The 19,729-nt window shown below is 37.7% G+C and carries 17 protein-coding genes; 8 read left to right on the top strand and 9 right to left on the bottom strand.

Annotated elements, in window-relative coordinates:
• Positions 1–236 precede the first annotated feature (236 nt).
• Together J678_RS13765 and J678_RS13760 are read left to right on the top strand one after the other, a co-directional pair.
• On the top strand, positions 237–1,424 hold the full coding sequence (locus J678_RS13765) for an ammonium transporter (protein WP_025466166.1): 1,188 nt from the start codon (positions 237–239) through the stop codon (positions 1,422–1,424).
• A gap of 259 nt (positions 1,425–1,683) precedes the next feature.
• Positions 1,684–2,382 (top strand): phosphatase PAP2 family protein, encoded by a 699-nt coding sequence (locus tag J678_RS13760; protein ID WP_017393843.1) that lies wholly within the window; start codon positions 1,684–1,686, stop codon positions 2,380–2,382.
• On the opposite strand, the gene J678_RS13755 is transcribed toward J678_RS13760, so the two are convergent.
• The 5 genes from J678_RS13755 to J678_RS13735 form a co-directional block, all read right to left on the bottom strand.
• Entirely contained in the window at positions 2,379–3,713 is a 1,335-nt protein-coding gene (locus J678_RS13755) for a two-component system sensor histidine kinase PmrB (RefSeq protein WP_004712203.1), read from the bottom strand. The genes J678_RS13760 and J678_RS13755 overlap by 4 nt on opposite strands.
• Before the next feature lie 25 nt (positions 3,714–3,738).
• The gene (locus tag J678_RS13750; protein ID WP_002051287.1) at positions 3,739–4,413 is read right to left on the bottom strand and encodes a DNA-binding response regulator PmrA; all 675 of its coding nucleotides are present in this window, start codon (positions 4,411–4,413) and stop codon (positions 3,739–3,741) included.
• 14 nt (positions 4,414–4,427) lie between these two features.
• Positions 4,428–6,077, bottom strand: coding sequence for a phosphoethanolamine transferase (locus J678_RS13745; RefSeq protein ID WP_017393845.1), 1,650 nt, complete (start codon positions 6,075–6,077; stop codon positions 4,428–4,430).
• 188 nt (positions 6,078–6,265) lie between these two features.
• Positions 6,266–7,570 (bottom strand): DcaP family trimeric outer membrane transporter, encoded by a 1,305-nt coding sequence (locus J678_RS13740; protein WP_017393846.1) that lies wholly within the window; start codon positions 7,568–7,570, stop codon positions 6,266–6,268.
• 542 nt (positions 7,571–8,112) lie between these two features.
• Positions 8,113–9,360, bottom strand: a complete 1,248-nt coding sequence (locus tag J678_RS13735; protein WP_017393847.1) for an MFS transporter — start codon at positions 9,358–9,360, stop codon at positions 8,113–8,115.
• Between the two features lie 127 nt (positions 9,361–9,487).
• On the opposite strand from J678_RS13735, the gene J678_RS13730 reads away from it, so the two are divergent.
• From J678_RS13730 to J678_RS13715, 4 genes are all read left to right on the top strand, one after another.
• The gene (locus J678_RS13730) at positions 9,488–10,114 is read left to right on the top strand and encodes a lysophospholipid acyltransferase family protein (protein ID WP_004885444.1); all 627 of its coding nucleotides are present in this window, start codon (positions 9,488–9,490) and stop codon (positions 10,112–10,114) included.
• 67 nt (positions 10,115–10,181) lie between these two features.
• Entirely contained in the window at positions 10,182–11,099 is a 918-nt protein-coding gene (locus tag J678_RS13725) for a patatin-like phospholipase family protein (RefSeq protein ID WP_004705841.1), read from the top strand.
• Between the two features lie 105 nt (positions 11,100–11,204).
• The gene (locus tag J678_RS13720) at positions 11,205–11,666 is read left to right on the top strand and encodes an NfeD family protein (RefSeq protein WP_004885442.1); all 462 of its coding nucleotides are present in this window, start codon (positions 11,205–11,207) and stop codon (positions 11,664–11,666) included.
• 28 nt (positions 11,667–11,694) lie between these two features.
• On the top strand, positions 11,695–12,549 hold the full coding sequence (locus J678_RS13715) for an SPFH domain-containing protein (protein WP_002051299.1): 855 nt from the start codon (positions 11,695–11,697) through the stop codon (positions 12,547–12,549).
• 69 nt (positions 12,550–12,618) lie between these two features.
• On the opposite strand, the gene J678_RS13710 is transcribed toward J678_RS13715, so the two are convergent.
• The 3 genes from J678_RS13710 to prpF form a co-directional block, all read right to left on the bottom strand.
• Entirely contained in the window at positions 12,619–12,987 is a 369-nt protein-coding gene (locus J678_RS13710) for an MmcQ/YjbR family DNA-binding protein (RefSeq protein ID WP_017393848.1), read from the bottom strand.
• 59 nt (positions 12,988–13,046) lie between these two features.
• Positions 13,047–13,958, bottom strand: a complete 912-nt coding sequence (locus J678_RS13705) for a polyprenyl synthetase family protein (RefSeq protein WP_000097114.1) — start codon at positions 13,956–13,958, stop codon at positions 13,047–13,049.
• 159 nt (positions 13,959–14,117) lie between these two features.
• Positions 14,118–15,305: a 2-methylaconitate cis-trans isomerase PrpF gene (gene prpF, locus J678_RS13700; protein ID WP_017393849.1), complete on the bottom strand. Its 1,188-nt coding sequence runs from the start codon at positions 15,303–15,305 to the stop codon at positions 14,118–14,120.
• A 378-nt stretch (positions 15,306–15,683) separates the two neighbouring features.
• Here prpF and J678_RS13695 point away from each other — a divergent pair, with 378 nt between their 5' ends.
• Positions 15,684–17,039 carry an amino acid permease gene (locus J678_RS13695; RefSeq protein WP_002014084.1) on the top strand — a complete coding sequence of 452 codons (1,356 nt, stop codon included), beginning with the start codon at positions 15,684–15,686 and terminating at the stop codon, positions 17,037–17,039.
• A gap of 97 nt (positions 17,040–17,136) precedes the next feature.
• Here the strand turns inward: J678_RS13695 and nudC are convergent, their stop codons facing one another.
• Complete coding sequence (gene nudC, locus J678_RS13690) at positions 17,137–17,916, bottom strand: NAD(+) diphosphatase (protein WP_017393850.1); 780 nt, start codon at positions 17,914–17,916, stop codon at positions 17,137–17,139.
• Between the two features lie 289 nt (positions 17,917–18,205).
• Between nudC and J678_RS13685 the strand changes: the two genes are divergently transcribed.
• Positions 18,206–19,729 (top strand): cryptochrome/photolyase family protein, encoded by a 1,524-nt coding sequence (locus J678_RS13685; RefSeq protein ID WP_017393851.1) that lies wholly within the window; start codon positions 18,206–18,208, stop codon positions 19,727–19,729.

The raw sequence follows: 19,729 nt of genomic DNA, 5'->3' as shown, positions 1-19,729 counted from the left end.
GAGACTTTTATCATAAAAATGTGCCATTACAGCCTATTTTAAGCAAATTAACGCACCATTTATCGCCAAAAACTAATTTCACAATCCAAATTGGTGCGCTTATTGCATATTCACTTCTATGCAATTGAGTTTGTTTCGGCAAACTTAGGTTTTTAGGTTCCTTAAATCTATTTTGGTGCAATTTACAGACCCAGATTTGTTCCAAAATGGAATTTAGCACTTTTTTCGAGCATGCTATGCAAAATGTAGATCTATTTTTCTTGTTACTTGGTGCAGTTTTGGTTCTTGCCATGCACGCAGGTTTTGCATTCTTGGAACTTGGTACAGTTCGCCACAAAAATCAGGTGAACGCGCTTAGTAAAATTCTGACTGACTTTGCCCTCTCCGCAATCGCATATTTCTTTGTTGGTTATTACATTTCTTATGGCCAGCATTTCTTCCATGATGGTACAGCGCTAGCAAGTGATCATGGTTACAACTTAATGCGCTGCTTCTTTTTACTGACTTTTGCTGCGGCAATTCCTGCAATTATTTCAGGTGGTATTGCAGAACGCGCCAAAATGCGTTCACAAGCAATAGCAACGCTCGCTTTAGTTGGTCTGGTCTATCCTTTTTTTGAAGGTATGGTCTGGAATGGTAACTATGGTCTACAAAAATGGTTAGAAACAACTTTTGGCGCAGCTTTTCACGACTTTGCCGGTTCAGTTGTAGTCCATGCAATGGGTGGCTGGATTGCACTCGCTGCGGTTATTTTATTAGGTGCTCGTTCTGGTCGTTATAAGAAAGATGGTCGTGTAAGTGCTCACCCTCCTTCTTCAATTCCATTTTTAGCACTTGGTTCATGGATTTTAATCGTGGGCTGGTTTGGCTTTAATGTAATGAGTGCTCAACGTCTTGATGCTATTTCTGGGCTAGTTGCTATTAATTCACTTATGGCAATGGTTGGCGGAACGATTACAGCAAATGCAATTGGGAAAAATGACCCAGGTTTCTTACATAATGGTCCACTTGCCGGTTTAGTTGCTATTTGTGCAGGATCTGACATTGTTCATCCCGTGAGTGCACTTGTTATTGGTGGTATAGCTGGTGCCATGTTCGTATACCTCTTTACCTATACTCAAAATAAACTCAAAGTAGATGATGTACTAGGTGTATGGCCTTTACATGGCGTTTGCGGTGCATTCGGCGGTATTGCAGTGGGACTATTTGGTCAAAAATGGCTAGGTGGTTTAGGCGGTGTATCTTTTGCCTCACAGCTCATTGGTACAGTACTCGCGATTGCTATTGCACTTGCTGGCGGTTTTATTGTTTATGGCATCCTTAAAGCGACCATTGGTATTCGTTTATCTCAAGAAGATGAGTTTCGTGGTGCAGATTTGTCTATTCATAAAATCTCTGCCAACTCTGAAGAAGGCATGTTTTGATTCAATGATTATGAAGCAGGATTTAAATATTCTGCTTCATATACCTCTTACAAATAAAACCTCTTAGTTTAAAAATAACTTTCCTTGATTAAAAACTACACTTTTAGTTTTCCATACATTCAATTTAATATATTGAAAAATATATTAAATTGAATATTTTTCTAAGATTTAAAGATGAAATCCTGTTTAGTTTAAGAACAATTTAAGTTTTATTTTATGTAATGCCTTCAATTCACGCTTAAATTGATGTTAAAACACAATGAATCAACAAAAACATTTTTTTCAGCTTCAGCTTATTTTTCTTGCTATCAGCTTTTTTATACTTTTATTCGTATTCCCAGTGGGTGGAAAAATTGATATGTACCTCATCCAACCTTGGATTGATTCAACTGGTCAATTTTTTAATCGGGAAAATTGGTATCTCGAAAGGCTTAATCATCAAATCGTAAAAGACATTATCACTGCGGTTTATGTCATCTTTTTTGGTCTGTGGCTTGCTTCATTTAAAGTAGAAAAGTTAAAAATCTATCGCTGGCAATATGGTTATATGTTTTTTGTCAGCATGATTGGTAGCGGTGTTGTTGGTTTATTAAAATCACAATCTGCTCATGCCTGCCCTTGGAATATGGTTCATCCTAATAGTTTAGGTGGCTATATTTGGGACTTTACAGCAAAACATGGTCATTGTTTTCCAGGTGGTCATGCCAGTGCTGGATTTATCATAATGACCGGTTATTTTGTTTATCGTCTTGAACAACCAAAACGAGCTTATTTTTATTTATTTTCAGGCATTTTATTAGGATTTATGATGGGTTGGGCACAAATGATGCGAGGAGCACATTTCCTAAGTCATAACTTATGGACAGGTTGGATTGTTTGGGCAGTGAACATTTTCTTTTATGCGATTTGTATTCATCGCTTTGAGTTCGAAAAACAATTAAAACAAGAGCTTAGTTAAGCTCTTGTTTCATGTAAATGTAAAACCTTAGGTAACTTCACTAAAACTGAAAGACCACCAAGTTCTAAACTTTTATCGAGAGTTAGAGTTCCACCAAGTCTTTGAGTTGCACGGTCTACAATTGATAAGCCTAAACCACTTCCCACTTCAAGATGATGGTGTACTCGATAAAAACGTTTAAGCACCTTATCATAATTTTCAGGATCTATACCTGCGCCACTATCTTCGATTTGAATACAAGCAAAGTTATCTGGGTCGGTATAAACTGAAATGTTAATTACCCCCTGATGTGGTGTATATTTAATTGCATTATCAATTAAGTTAAAAATAATCGAATGTACGGTAGGTTCAATACTATGCATCTCGACAGGGTCATTTCTAACAAAGCCTAAATCAATTTCTTTTTGCATGGCTAAATTAACCAACTGCTCAACGCAATTTAAAGCCACATCATTGAGCTGGAAATAGCCAGTAGGTTCAACCATACTTAAAGTTACATCTTGCTTTGCCAACGCTAAAAGCTGCGTCACTAAATGCTGAATACGAGCTAAACCTTTGCTTAAATTTTGCAACGATTCATGCTCAGGAAACTGGCTTAACAAAATCTTGGTTTGTAAGTTCAATGCAGTAACAGGTGTTCTTAGTTCATGAGCAGCATCAGCAATGAATTGCTTCTGTTCATTTTGTGCTTTAGAAATACGATCAAACAGACGGTTCATTTCATCAATCGTAGGCAAAAGTTCTAGAGGATAATCATGCACCTCAATTGGTGTTAACTCCTCAGAATCACGCTCCATTAACTCATTTTTAAAATCATCTATTGGTTTTAAACCACGACTAATAATGGCGGCCAAGGCAAATATCGCAAAAGGTAAAATAATTAAATATGGAATGAACATGCTGCCGGCAAGCTCCCATGCGAAAGCTTCACGAACCCGCTCTTGTTGACTGACCTGAATTTGGTAGTCTTTCAACGGTAAAACATATGTTCGGACTACACCTTCAGCGGTTTTATGTGAATAAAAACCAGCTTGTTGCACTGGAGGAACCAAGAAGTGAAGATGATGAGATAAATTCGCTTGGTCTTTATAAGCCCAAATATCTAAAAATAAATCTTCTTCGTGGTAAGTTCGATGTAAATCAAACTTACTACTTACTGTTTTTAAGGGATACTCAGCCGTTCTTTCCGCTAAATACTGCATTTGAGTATCTAGAATTTCATCGACTTCCTGAAGTGCAACCTTATAAGCACTAAAAATTAAAATACAACCTAAGATGACACTGAAAATTGAGGTGCCCCAAATCAGTCGTTTTTTTAATGAATAATGCACGTTCATGAAGTCCCGAAATCTTAAATTATGATTGCCCTAAACGGTAACCCAGTCCTCGGATAGTTCGAATAAAGTCTTTACCCAACTTAGCCCTTAAATGATGGACATATACCTCAATCGTGTTGCTGGTCACATCACTATCAAAGTCATATAACTTATCTTCCAAATTAGCTTTTGAGAAAATTTTATTTGGATGACTCATAAGCGGAATCAAGATTGCCCATTCACGATTCGATAAATCAATACGTTGCCCTTTAAATGTTGCAATGTGCTGTTCAACATTTAAAACCAGATCACCGCTTTCTAGTAGTTGATCTTGGCTTGCAAGTTGAGCCTCTACGCCACTACGGCGTAATAAGGCATGAATACGAGCGAGTAATTCATCAAACTCATAAGGCTTAATTAAGTAATCATCTGCTCCCAAATTCAAACCATCAACACGGTTTTGCAGTTGGTCACGTGCAGAGATAATCAAGACTGGTGTTGCTGCTCTTTGACGGATCTGCTTTAAAACTTGCATACCATCCATCATTGGCAATCCCAAGTCTAAAAGAATGAGATCAAACTTATTCTTTGCTAATTGGGCCAAACCATCTAAACCGTTATTGACCCATTCCACCTCAAATTGATGATATTGCAGCAACGTCGTTGTTGATTCTGCAATCATAAAATCATCTTCAATCATCAAGATTTTTGTCATGTTCTAGGCTCGCTTTAGTTTACATGGGCACAAGAGTGCAACATGTCCAGTTGAGGGTTGATGACCTGAGTTTGTACATCCAGCAAACTTAACAAACTTGGGAATAAATTATCCTGACTTAACTTTTGTTTAGTTTGTTGGTTTAAACAATTTACTTGAGCAAGATTATGTTGTTTCCAGCCATCAGAGAACCACATAATCATTGGAATATGTGTTTGTTGGCTCGGTGCGATTGAGTAAGGCGAACCATGCAAATACATACCATGCTCACCTGTCGATTCTCCATGATCAGATAAATACCATAAACCTGTTTGATAATTCGATACTTCTTTTAAAGTATTGATCATTTGGCTTAATACATGGTCTGTATACACGATTGTATTATCATAACTATTTAATAGCTCAGCTGGTGAACAACCCTGTATCGCATTAGTATCACAAGTTGGTTTAAATGGTTGATATCCCTCAGGTGCCCGCTTGTAATATGCTGGTCCATGGCTACCCATCTGATGCAATACAACTAAACGTGGACGTTTATCATCTTTCGGAATAGAGGCCAAATACTGCTTTAAGCTATCAATGAGAATACCATCAAGACATTCACCATCTTTACACCATTTTTGCTTTAAGTCTTCTGGAATCTGGTATTGTTCAACACGATCACATGCACCTTTACAACCCGAGTTGTTATCAATCCAAGTCACTTGATAGCCTGCGCGTTTTGCAATATCTAGTAAGCCTTCACGATGGCTTGCCAATTGCTCATCATAATCAGCACGTGGCATACCAGAGAACATACATGGCACAGAAACTGCTGTTGCCGTACCACATGAACTCACTTGAGAGAAATTTAAAATATCTTGTTTAGAAAGCTCTGGGTTTGTATTTTTAGCATACCCATTGAGCGAGAAACTTTCTGCACGTGCAGTTTCGCCCACTACAAGTACCATGAGTTTAGGTAAATCTTTTTGAGTTTGTTGAACTTGATGGGCATCTTCACCATACTTCACAAGAGGAAGATTTTTCTTAGGCGCTTTTTTACGATAATAAGACATCACCGAAGAAATAGTGTTTTGAGGAGAGATCATTCCTTTTAAATCACGATGCTCTCTAAATATCGCTGCAAAATCAACATAATATGCAAACAACAAACCGCCTACAACGGCAAATGCAAGAGCGATTGAAAGTACTTTTTTAAGCAAAAGCGGAAGTATTTTTTCTGATTTGAGTTTTACCTGAGTAATTAAAAAAATAGGTAAAATAACAAAGAAGATTGTCCAGAGCCCAAAACGCAAAGACAGTAAATCTGTAGCTTCAGCAACATCTGTTTGAGCAATATTCTGAATCTGATCAGGTGAAATAATGACACCTAAAGTATTTACAAAGTACGAGCTAAAACCACCAATAAATACAAGTAAAATGGCAAAAATTTTGGCCGTCCATTTCCAGTTTAAAATTTGTAAAGCCGCATAATAGGTAGCAACAACAATCACTACAGTAGCCGCTAAGAAAAAGGTCGCTTTTATACCTAAATATGGCGTTAACAAATGAACTTTTTTATAAAAACCAAAATTTAGAATTGCACCTAACCAAATGGCTATAATGAAGTTGAACATAAACAGGGAAATCTGCTTATTTCTTAATGTAGAAAAAAAACTCAGCATCTCTGGTTACTACGACCTTTTTTTATGATGCTCTACTGTAAAAATTGAAACTTAAAAATGACTTAAATAATAGAATGATCGGTATAAACCATTTTTAACGGCTTTACGCTACTTATTTATTTCAATTAAAAAAAATGAGTCGAGACTCATATGAATCTCGACTCACTTAGCTAAGAAGCATTGAGAAATTAGAAGCTATACTTAGCCATTAAACCAATACGGTTATCTTTATAAGACTGGCCAGCAAACGTTTCACGTTTACCATTGATATATTCAAGACCTAAATCAATTGGTTTAACAGGCGAATAGATAAAGTTAATCCATGCTTGTTGAACTTTTTCGTTAGCAGATGCATTTAAGCTGGCAAAATCTGTACCATCATCTGCAAACTGTGCACCGTACGCTAAAGTTGAACGCAAGTTAGGTAAGATTTTATAAGTACCACCTACTTGTACAGCAACAAATTTATTTTGCTCAATATCTTTATTAGCAGCTACAGCATACGCAGCATTACTACCATATAAATAAGTATTATCGCCTACCACATATGAAACATCAGCAAATACTTTTAAAGGATCTGAAACTTTGAAGTCTGTACCTGCAGCAATGCCCCAGCCAGTTTTATTATCGTCAGCAAGCTGTGATTTGTAGTTTTCTACTAAAACACGAGCTGATGCAGAACCTTTACCCTCTGCATAACCTTGAGTGATTTTAGCAGTTAATGCAGGTAGACGATATTTAAGGCTATCACCTGTAGCTGATGATGAACTATCAGCTTTTTCAGCAGAAACAAACAATTGAGTTGCAGGTGCTAATTTATAGCTATAACGTACTTGAGGAACACGTTTTGTACCGCCACCAATGTTTGTCGAGAAGTCGATCATTTCTGGTGCATGAGTTGATAAGAAGTTAGACGTCGTTTGACCAAATAACCAGTCATTATACGTTACATAAGCATGACGAATACGGAATGCATCGTTTGTTCCACCGAAGTCAACTTCGATTTTACCGCCTACTTTAGCATCGCCCACAGGCGTATTAAAATCTAAACCAAGACGTGTGGTTTTAGCTGTAGCACGTAATTTATCTTGTGTTTGAGCAGTTTTACCACCAACTTTATCTACAGCATTAAAGTCATCATCCGCACCTTCGATAATATAGTTAGCATCACCACGAACGAAACCATAAAGGTTTACATCAGCACCAGCTTTAGATTTAAAACCTGCTAATGGAGAAGCTGGTGCAGCAACAGGTTGAGGCTGTGCTTTAACTTCAGCTAACTGCACTTGCTGTTGTTGCTGTACTTGTTGCTGTTGCTGCTGTACTTGGCGCTGTTCTTTAACTAATGCTTTTAATGCTTCAACTTCTTGACGAAGTTTTTGAATTTCCTCTTTTTCAGAGGTCGCCGCATTTGCCCCACTCATCATTAAAGCTGTTACTGTAATAGCTAAACTTTTAACAACAAACGATTTACGATTAAGGAATAGATCCATCAAAAACTCCTAAAAATATATTTTATGTTGCTTATCCATGCCAAGTTGATTCGGTGACCATTGAGCACTAAAAAATCAACTATTCTCCAAATTTGATTGCATTAATTTTATTACCGCAATCAAAAACCAATTTTAACGCTGGGTAAGATTAAAAATTCCAAATCAAAAGAAGCAAGACATACTTTTGTTTACAGAACTTTTACCTTGACTTCATGTTGTAACGAATCCTACACAACTCTCTTATCTTATAGAATGATTAAATCATTATTTCATTATTCTTTTTTAGACTTTAGGCTAATAAACCGTCTAAGTGAATATTTTTTTACCGACGTTGCTTGATTCACATAATTTTTCTTGTTACTTCCATCCTTTTTTCCTTTCTAGCGTCCATTTGCTACCCAAACAAGATGGCACAATTAATAAGCCATTTGAATAGCTAAAAATATACATTTTTAAAAGAATGAATAAAGTTATAAGCACAATTTTTTAGCTTAACTTAATATGAATTAAGTTTCTTAATTTCATCAACTTAATATCACTTTTTATACAGCTTTTACTGCCTTCCATACGTAAATAGGAATTAAAAATAGTACAGCAATAGTGACAATAGCTATCAAATAATGGAAATAACCAAGTACATCTCCAATGATTCCACTCAAGGTATAAAGTCCCCCACTTACAGTCGCCATAATCGAAACCTGAAAAGTAAAATCGGTACCCGCATAGTTCTTTCGACTGTAATGCATAACCAAGGTTAGCATTACAACTAATAGCATGGCAGCAAAGGCATCTTCCAAAGCATTTACAGAATAGATAAGCCATGTATTTATTTTTATCTTCTGCTCATAAGCATAGGCCAAATAAACATAAGCACCTAAGCTCATAATTTTTAATATTGAAAAACTAATTAATGTAGCTGGTCTAGAAAAGTGCTTTAGCACCCACCCTGCAATAAATGCTCCCACTAAAGCAGCAACAGCACCTAGCATAGTGATGTAAACACCAATTTGGGTAAAGCTTAATCCCATATCAACCATTAAAGGTTTAAGTAATGGCCCAGCTAAGCCATCTGCCACTTTAAAAGTGATAAGTACCATTAACCAAAAGCGAAGCTCTTTATTTTGAGAAAAATAACTCAAATAAGACTTAATTTTTATCAATAAATTTGGCTGGCTAGATTGATTGTCAGAATGAGAAGTATGAGGAGGTTCTTTGAATAGTAAAACAGGTAGAGTATTGATAAATACTAAAGCAGCTAATAATAAAAAAGTTGGCTGCCATGACAACCAATCTAAACACCATAACACAGCTCCCCCACCTACAATAAAACCAAGCCGAGAGCCTACAACTTGAAATGTATTTCCCCAATGTTGCTGATCATGTTGTAATAAATTGACAGCTAAAGCATCGGTTGCAATATCTTGAGTTGCGCCCGTCGAGTTCATAAATAACAGTGCAATAAAAAATATAAATAAGTACAAAGGCTGATCTAAAGTCTGAATAGGAAAAAAAGATAAAATACAAAGTACTGCCACCGTCAAAAGCTGAGTGGGTAAAATCCAGCTACGATAATGACCTAAATGGGAAATTGCGTGTCGATCCACCCACGGTGCCCAAAATATTTTGATTGACCAAGGCAACATAAGCAGCCCAAAACCACCAATATGCGCGAGTGATACACCTTGAGCTCTTAATATTACGGGCAAAGCATGGGTCATAAAACCCACAGGTAAACCTTGCGCCCAATATAAGGAAAATAGCAAAAGATAAAGATTTTGCTGTCGAAACATATATACCTACTTTTATTTCTTTGTGCGGTAATAACATGAAATACCATGCGTAGTCTTACATTTTGCCAATGAAGCATAGATTTCAAAAGATTAAGATAAAACAAAGGATGATTTAAAACTTAAAAATATGGAACAACATTTCCCTAAACTACCTCCACAGGTCCCTCAACGTGGTAATGCTTTAAGTCGAGCATTATTTAAAAAACTTTTTTTGGCTCAAGGCTGGACCATAGAAGGTGAAGTTCCTAACTTTCCCAAGGCTGTAGCGATTATTTCTCCTCATACATCCAATATTGATGGCTGGTATGGTTTTTTAGCTATTTTTGGGCTTGGCATTCAAATTACAGTACTAGGTAAAGACAGCTTATTTAAGCCTCCTTTTAAACGTGTTTTAGATTGGGCAGGTGTTATTCCGGTAAAACGTGACTCTGCCAATGGACTGACTGAACAGGTGGTTGCAACCATTCAGGATTATGACAAAATCTGGATTGGAATGGCGCCAGAAGGCACACGTAAGAAAGCAAAAAAAATGAAGAGTGGCTTTTACCATATTGCTGCAAAGGCTAATATCCCGATTGTGATGTTCTCTTTTGATTATGATCGCAAGACTATTCACTGCTTAGGCTATTTAACTCCTAGCGGAAATTATGATGAAGATCTCGCCAAAATTTTTGAGCGTTATGATGGAAAAATATCACCGAAAAATCGTAATTGGCTTGCAGAACCTTTACAAAATCTTGTGAAAAAAACCTAGCAAAAATTGAGCGAATCTGGTCTGATGGGCCATCTTAATTTATCTTGCTATAGATTGTTTTTCAAAGATGAAAATTGCTCAATTTGCCAGTATCGGATTTATCTCTTTAGCCCTATTCGGCTGTGATAAATTCAGCAAAACACCAACACCGACCACTTCAGTTAAAGCACGCGAACCAGTTATTGCACTTGCCTTAGGCGGCGGTGGAGCAAAAGGATTTTCACATATTGGTGTTATCAAGGTCTTAGAATCACATGGTATTAAACCTAAAATTGTTACGGGTACAAGTGCCGGTAGTTTTGTAGGAAGTATCTATGCCAGTGGGCAAACACCTTATCAGCTCCAAAATCTTGCACTTAAATTACAAGAATCGGATATTCGTGATTTAACGCTTAATCGCCAAGGTATTATTCTTGGGCAAAAGCTACAAGATTATGTGAACCGTAACGTGGGCAATAAGCCTATTGAGAAATTCCCAATTCGTTTTGCAGCAGTAGCAACCCGTCTTGATAATGGTCAAAAAGCTGACTTTATTAAAGGTAATGCAGGTCAAGCAGTACGTGCGTCTTGTAGTATTCCAAACGTGTTTGTACCTGCCACTATTGGCAATCAAAAGTACGTAGATGGCGGATTAGTTAGCCCAATTCCTGTAAAAACAGCACGTGATATGGGTGCAGATATTGTGATTGCGGTTGATATTTCAGCACGTCCAGCAGGAAATCGCCCAGCGAATATGTGGGGATTACTTGATCAAACCATTAATATTATGGGTCAACAAAGTATTAATGAAGAGTTAAAACTAGCAAACGTAGTCATCCAACCTAAAGTTGGGCACTTAGGTACACTCGATTTAAAATCAAGTAATGAAGCTATTTTAGAGGGTGAGAAAGCTGCTCAAGGCCAAATTCGTCAAATTGAAACTGCAATAGCGAATTTCAAAAAATCTCCAGCCGCATTTAAGCCAGCTCCACGTCCTAAATTTTAATTGAGGTGGTTTTTTTCTATCCACACTTACTATCATCTGCTACAGTGGTAAAAGTGATATGAGATCACTTTTACCCATCATAAAGATATATAAAAGAGCAGATCTATGGAGTTTGTTGTAGAACCTTGGCACTGGTTTGTATTGGGTATCTTACTTATTCTTTCTGAGCTGATTATCCCTGCTTTTGCCGCTCTCTGGTTTGGTATTGCAGCCATTATGGTTTGCTTTCTCTATTGGTTATTTCCAGATATTAGCCTTACAACCCAAATTGTATTGTGGATTATTTTATCGGTGCTATGCACCATTCTTTGGTTCAAATTTATTAAACCCTTATCGATTGATAGAACTAAAGCAGGTTTACCTCGTGAGGCCACCATTGGACAAATTGGTATGGTGATTCAAACGGGACTTGCTCATGACCAAATTATTGTCCGTTTCCCTATGCCTATTTTAGGGGCCGATGAATGGAACTGTCGCAGCACTAGCCCTGTGAAAGTCGGTGATCGAGTCCGTGTCATTGATATTTCGGGCAATGACTTAATTGTCCAGCCCCACAGTACTTCATAAACATTAAAGATAAAGAGAGGTTATTTTCATGCCAGTTGGTACCATTATTGTTTTAGCCTTTTTGGCTTTTGTAGCAGTTACTATTTTTAAAGGGGTACGTATTGTTCCTCAAGGTTATAAATGGATTGTTCAGCGTTTAGGGAAATATCATTCCACGCTTAATCCAGGGTTGAACTTCGTTATTCCTTATATTGATGACGTAGCTTATAAAGTCACGACTAAAGATATTGTGCTTGATATTCCATCTCAAGAAGTGATTACCCGTGACAATGCTGTATTGCTTATGAATGCAGTAGCTTATATCAATTTAACAACCCCTGAAAAAGCAGTGTACGGTATTGAAAACTATACATGGGCCATTCAAAACCTTGTACAGACTTCATTACGTTCTATTGTGGGTGAAATGGATCTAGATGATGCACTGTCTTCACGAGATCACATTAAAGCTAAACTAAAAGCTGCAATTTCTGATGATATTTCGGATTGGGGTATCACTTTAAAAACTGTAGAAATTCAAGATATTCAGCCATCTTCAACCATGCAAGCTGCTATGGAAGCTCAAGCTGCTGCTGAACGTCAACGTCGTGCTACAGTGACTAGAGCTGACGGTGAAAAGCAAGCTGCAATTTTAGAAGCAGATGGTCGTTTAGAAGCATCTCGCCGTGATGCAGAAGCACAAGTTGTCTTAGCAGAAGCATCTCAAAAAGCGATTGAAATGGTAACAAGCGCAGTCGGCGATAAAGAAACACCTGTCGCTTATCTATTAGGTGAACAGTACGTTAAAGCAATGCAAGATATGGCTAAATCGAGCAATGCCAAAACTGTTGTGTTACCTGCCGATGTATTAAATACAATCCGTGGCATTATGGGAAAGCATAATTAATTTAACTGCTTTCAATAAGTCATTGAAATAAAAACGGCGACCTGATGGTCGCCGTTTTCATATTGAGTATTATTGGTTGTTTAATCTTTTTTGATCTTTCAAAAGTAGCTTTTTTACGACTAAGTCATAAGAATCTCGAATCAAATCTTGAAGTAAATCACGAGTTAAGTTTTTATGCGGAGTAATAGAGATCCAGTGTTTTTTATTCATGTGATACCCCGGAATAATAAAAGGATAAAGCTCCTGATATTCCTGACTTTTATATGGATCACATTTAACAGTAATCATTTTTGTGCCCGTTCCTTCCCCTACTAATAAAAACACCTTTTCTAAAATTTTAAAGACGTCGCATTCTGGACCAAAGGGTTGGCTTTGCTCACTAAAAGGAAGATTACACGCAATCTCTATTGCAACTTGATGGAGCTGATCACCATTCATTCTTATCTCCTTTATTCATTGAATATGAATATAAGCAGGATTATTAATTTGATTTTATATTAGTTGGTACGGGCTAAAAGGAATTGTGAAATCTCAACTAATTCTTTTGCATTTTCACCAAAATGCGCTAAAGCTTCAAAAGCTTGGTCATGCAACTCTTTTGCATAAACCTGTGCTTGCTCAAGTCCCATTAAAGCAGGATAAGTCGACTTTTGTACTTGTTCATCCTTACCCGCAGTTTTACCTAAAGTTTCAGTGCTTGAGGTAATGTCCAAAATATCATCTTGCACCTGAAAAGCCAGTCCAATCGCTTGTCCGTATTGACGCAATTTCGGAATTGCCTGATCTGTTCCAGAGAAAATTGTCACTGCACCCATCATAATGGCAGCCTGAATAAGCGCTCCCGTTTTATTACGATGGATATTTTCTAGTTCATCTTGAGAAATTTGTTTAGCTTCAGCTTGTAAGTCTAAAACCTGTCCACAAACCATTTTAGAGCTGGCTGTTGCTAAAATTTGAATTTGCTTTAATACAATTGCAGCATCAGTTCCCTGCCCTTGTTCATCAAACAAACGACTCCCTAAAACCTCAAAAGCCATCGACTGTAAAATATCACCTGCAAGTAAAGCGGTATCTTCACCAAATGCTACATGGCAAGTTGGCTGACCACGACGAAGTAAATCATTGTCCATACAAGGCAAATCATCATGCGCTAGCGAGTAGCAATGAATAAGTTCAACCGCAACTGCCGCACGGCGAGCAGCAGCAAAATTTGGATTGTCTTGTAAAGAAGCTGTGGCGTAACACAAAGCTGGGCGCACACGTTTTCCACCAAGCATAACTGCATGGTGTACTGCGCTTTTTAAAGGTTCAGGAATTGAAAATGCGGCGAGTGTTGTCAATAAATCTTGTTGAATACGTTGTTGAGCTTGTTTTAAAACATCCGCATTAACTTGAGAGAGTGATGACACAGTCGCCTCGTAAAATCAGTAGAGAAATTTTATTGAATGTGATGAAACATTCATGTGCTACATCATACACGATTCACTGTAAAAAGTGCGTGATGAGTTATGGATGTCAGAAGTAAAAAAGCCTCTCTATCGTAGAGAGGCTTTTCATTTAAATGACTTTTAGAAACTGTCACCCGGAACACGTACCCAACCTTCCATTAAGACACGTGCACTACGGCTCATAATGGCTTTTTTCACTACCCATTGACCATTTGTAAGTTCAGCTTGAGCACCGACACGTAATGTTCCAGATGGATGTCCAAAACGCACTGCTTCACGCTCGCCACCACCAGCTGCTAAATTTACCAATGTATCCGGAATGGCAGCAGCCGTACCAATTGCTACCGCTGCTGTTCCCATCATGGCATGGTGAAGTTTACCCATCGACAAAGCACGAACCAGTAAGTCGACATCATTTTCTGAAACGTTTTTACCGCTTGAAGCTGTGTAATTTTTCGGCTTAGAAACAAAAGCAATTTTTGGTGTGTGCTGACGTGCAGCTGCTTCTGAAATATCTTTAATTAAACCCATTTGCACAGCACCATATGCACGAATTTTTTCAAAACGTGCTAGCGCTGCGGCGTCACCATTAATATGATCTTGCAGTTCTGTACCTTGGTATCCTAAATCTTCTGCATTTAAGAAAATGGTTGGAATACCGGCATTAATAAATGTGGCTTGGAAACTGCCAATCTCAGGCACGTCTAATTGGTCAACAACATTCCCTGTCGGGAACATATCACCGCCCTCTTCACCATCATCGGCTGGGTCTAAAAACTCAATTTGAACTTCAGCAGCAGGGAAAGTCACTCCATCCAGTTCGAAGTCACCAGTTTCTTGAACTTGACCATTGGTGATAGGTACATGAGCAATAATGGTTTTTTGAATATTTTTTTGCCAAATTCGAACAGTACAGAGGCCATTTTCAGGAATTCGATTTGCATCGACCAAACCATTTGAAATCGCAAATGAGCCAACCGCAGCAGTTAAATTACCACAGTTACCACTCCAGTCCACAAAAGGCTGATCTATTGAAACCTGTCCAAATAAATAGTCTACATCGTGATCTGGCTGTGTGCTTTTAGCGAGAATAACGGTTTTACTGGTACTTGAAGTCGCTCCACCCATTCCATCAATTTGCTTTCCATAAGGATCTGGGCTACCAATGACACGTAGTAAGAGTTGATCTCTTGCTTGACCTGCCACCTGAGCTCTTTCCGGCAAATCATCAAGTTTAAAAAATACGCCTTTACTGGTTCCACCACGCATGTAAGTTGCTGGAATTTTAATTTGCGGTACTGAGCTCATATCAACTGTTATCCTTACTATTGTGTTTTTATATCTCGAAACAAACAGACTTGTTTAGTCATGCACTTCATCTTAAATCGTTTTGTGATCTAGAGATAGCGTTATGCTTTTATACATCAATCGTATTGACGCAGACTTATTTTGAGAATTTAGATTCATGCTCGCAATGACCGAATTAAGCAAAATCATGAAAAAAAGAGTCTATCAAAAATATATTTTTAGAATATTTTTTAATCATTTTTAAATTATTAAAAGCAAGTTAATGATTTTAAATATTTTTTAGTGTTACTTTTCAGTCACCGCTTGTTAATTTGTAGTCTAGGCTAAAATAAATCCATCTATTAGAATAATTTACTTATTCATAGTGAGTGAAGACCTTTGACCAACGAATCTTCTACACTGCAACGAGGACTAAAAAATCGACATATCCAATTAATTGCTATGGGTGGAGCAATTGGTACCGGATTATTTTTAGGCTCGGCGCAAGTGATTCAATCTGCGGGACCATCCATTATTTTAGGATATGCCATTGGTGGCTTAATTGCTTTTTTAATTATGCGCCACCTGGGAGAAATGATTGTTGAAGAACCTGTTGCAGGATCGTTCAGCCATTTTGCTTATAAATACTGGGGGAAATTTCCCGGATTTTTAGCTGGATGGAATTATTGGATGCTCTATGTTCTGGTTGCGATGAGTGAACTCACCGCGGTAGCCAAATATATTAATTATTGGTGGCCTCATATTCCAGCGTGGACGTCTGTCTTATTCTTCTTTGTCGTGATTACGGCAATTAACCTAACAAACGTCAAATTTTATGGTGAGTCCGAATTCTGGCTCGCTATTATTAAAGTTGCTGCTGTTATCTCTATGATTGTATTTGGCCTTTATTTGCTATTTACAGCAGATGTGGGTTCAAGCATTTCATTTAGTAACCTGTGGTCTCATGGTGGATTTTTTCCAAATGGCTTTAGTGGCCTCTTCTACATGTTGGCTTTCTTGATGTTCGCCTTTGGTGGTATTGAACTGATTGGTATGGCTGCGGCAGAAGCAAAAGATCCGAAAAAGACCATTCCAAAAGCAATTAACCAAGTTGTTTTCCGTATCTTGATTTTCTATATCGGTTCACTAGCGATCTTACTTTCATTAGTGCCATGGAACCAGTTAGATCTTGGCGGTCTCGATAAAAGTCCATTTGTTATGATTTTTAGCCAAATGGGTATTGGTTGGGCTGCACATTTACTAAACTTTATTATTTTAACCGCGGCCCTGTCTGTTTATAACAGTGGGATGTTTGCCAATAGCCGTATGCTTTACGGTTTAGCTCAACAGGGTAACGCGCCAAAAATTTTCAAGAAAGTAAATAAACAAGGTGTACCTGTACCAGCAGTTTTATTATCTGCATTACTTATTTTTGGCTGTGTTCTTTTAAATTACTTTGTACCTGAAGATGCTTTAAGTCACTTAATGTACATTGTAGTTGGAGCATTGGTATTGAACTGGGCGATGATCAGTATGACTCACCTTAAGTTTAAATCAGCAATGAAAAAACTCGGTCAAAAAACTCACTTCCCTGCACTTTGGGCACCATTTAGTAACTATTTGGTTTTAGGTTTCATTGCTGTTGTACTCTACATTATGTGGAGCCAAGGCTTTAAAGAGTCTGTAATGATGATTCCGATCTGGATTATTCTTATGTTTATTTTGTTTAAAGTACTTAATGCTAAAGAACAATAATCTGAACCCTTGTACTTAAAACATGAAAAAAGCCATTGTCTCGACAATGGCTTTTTTATTTAAGGCTATAAAATTAAAAGCATATCTGAATGTCTGCTTAGAGCCACTGTTTTGTGTCATCAGCAACAGGTGTGCCATGAATAACATGCATAATCATTGCATGCGCAATACTGCCCTTAAATGGAATTTCAGGTAACTGATCAAATTTGAAAAACTGAGCATCACTGAGTTCTTTCTTCTGAATTTCAATTTCGCCCGCTTCATATTCGGCTTTAAAGGCCAACATTAAGTTACTCGGAAATGGCCATGGTTGACTCGCCAAATACTGAATATTCTTAATATGTAATCCAACTTCTTCTAATGTTTCACGTCGCACAGCATCTTCTAGTGTTTCCCCCACCTCGACAAAGCCAGCGATTAAACTGTACATCTGGCCCGTATTTCTGGCATTTTTAGCCAGCAAAATCTCGTTCTCTCCACGTGTAATAATAGTAATCACACAAGGGTTAACTCTAGGATATTGACTGAAATTACATACAGGACAAGTCATAGAATATTCGGTCTTATGCTGCTGGGTTTTATGTCCGCAACGACTACAAAATTGATGATTACGACGCCACTCTAGTAACTGTAAAGCACGACTCGCCTGTTCAAACTGCGGTTTAGTCCAATACTGTAAGAGTTGGCGAATAGGTATGAATTGATATCCATTTGGTATACGTTCACCTTCTTGGAAATCTCTTGCTATTACTTGAGGGTCTGCTTGTATATGTAAATCATGTTCCTGCCGTTTAAGGCAAGGCAGATTAAAATTCGTATCAACCAAAAGTTGTTGTTGCTGAAAAATATAAGCAATAGGAAGGTTGTTGGTATCCATTTATATACTCGAGTGAAGAACCTTTCGACGGCCTCTATAGCTTCTTCAAAAGGATCAAGCTTAAAACATATTTTTCAAAAATCTTACGCATACTGACAAACATCTTCAATTTATTTAATTTGTATCTTTTTGATTAAAATCACATTTTATTCACGCATACTATGCTTTTAAGTTATAACTATGACTTTATAGCTAACTGACCAGTGATGAACTTAGAAGCACTGCTTCACATAAAATTGATCTCTGAAAATTTAGACTAGTTTTAGTTCCATCTCATGAAGCAAAAAATATGCGATTTGGTTTAATTCTGGGTGATCAATTAAATCACCAACTCGCAACGCTCAAGTATTTAAACCGAAATGAAGACATTATTTTGATGGCTGAAGTGCTTGAGGAAACATCTTATGTTGCCCATCATCCACAAAAAATAGCGCTAATTTTTAGTGCAATGCGACACTTTGCAAAAGAATTAAAAGCACAGGGCTGGAAAATCCGTTATCACACATTTAAGCGCGAAAGTCATATAAAAAAGTTAGTCGACTTTATTGCTTTGCAGGAGCAACACTTCTTCCCGAATACTCTCGTCGTTACCCAATGTGGTGAGTATCGCTTACAGCATGAAATCGATACTTCATGGTCTAACTCACTAAAACTACCTGTTATTTGTTTAGAAGATGATCGCTTCTTTTGTACCGTAGAACAATTCAAGCAATGGGCAAACAAATATAAAACGCTAAGGATGGAATACTTTTACCGAGAAATGCGCAAGCAAACTCACTATTTAATGCATGACCAACAACCCGTAGGCGGGCAATGGAACTTTGATCAAGCCAATCGAAAAGCGTGGTCAGGCAATCCACCTTTGCCACAAAAATTAGCCTTTGAGCATGATCAAATTGATATAGATGTTATTCAACTGGTCAAGAAAGAATTTTCTCAACATATCGGCAATCTCAATTCCTTTCTATGGGCAACAACCCGTCAAAATGCCTTACTTGCTTTAGACCATTTTATTTCTAATAACCTGCCCCACTTTGGCGATTATCAAGATGCTATGGTTTATGGTTCAGACTTTATGTTTCATAGTCTGCTCTCGCCTTATTTAAATTGTGGATTGTTATTACCCAAAGAGATATGTGACGCTGCTCAAACAGCCTATTACAACGGACAGGTCCCCTTAAATGCAGTAGAAGGATTTATTCGTCAGATATTAGGGTGGCGGGAATATGTGCGTGGAATCTATTGGTTGTCTATGCCTGACTATAGCGATCAAAATACCCTTCATGCCACCACGCCGCTGCCACAATATTACTGGACAGGTGATACAAAAATGGCATGTATGGCCGAGTGTTTCAGAACTACCTTTGAACATGGCTATGCTCACCATATTCAGCGTTTAATGATTACAGGCAACTTTGCGCTTTTAGCAGGTGTAAATCCATCAGAAATTTGCGAATGGTATTTAGCTGTCTATGTAGATGCTTATGAATGGGTCGAATTACCCAATACATTAGGCATGGCGATGTATGCAGATGGCGGCATCATGGCAAGTAAACCCTATGCTGCATCAGGTAATTACATACATAAAATGTCAAATTATTGTCAGCACTGTACATATAACGTCAAAACCAAAACTGAACCAGACAGTTGTCCATTTAACAGCTTGTATTGGTATTTTATGAGCCAGCATGAGGCCATATTTCGTCAAAATCCCAGAATGGCGATGGTCTACAAAAACCTTGATCGTATGAAAGATAAAGCTTCTGTTATGCAGCATGCAAAGTTAATTATTCATCAACTTGATAAGCTTTAA

Origin of the sequence: Acinetobacter sp. 1424608 (genome assembly GCF_000588255.1) — a bacterium.
Taxonomy (GTDB): Bacteria; Pseudomonadota; Gammaproteobacteria; order Pseudomonadales; family Moraxellaceae; genus Acinetobacter; species Acinetobacter nosocomialis.
The sequence above is the reverse complement of the archived record's forward strand: the minus strand, read 5'-3'. Positions and strand labels throughout refer to the sequence as shown.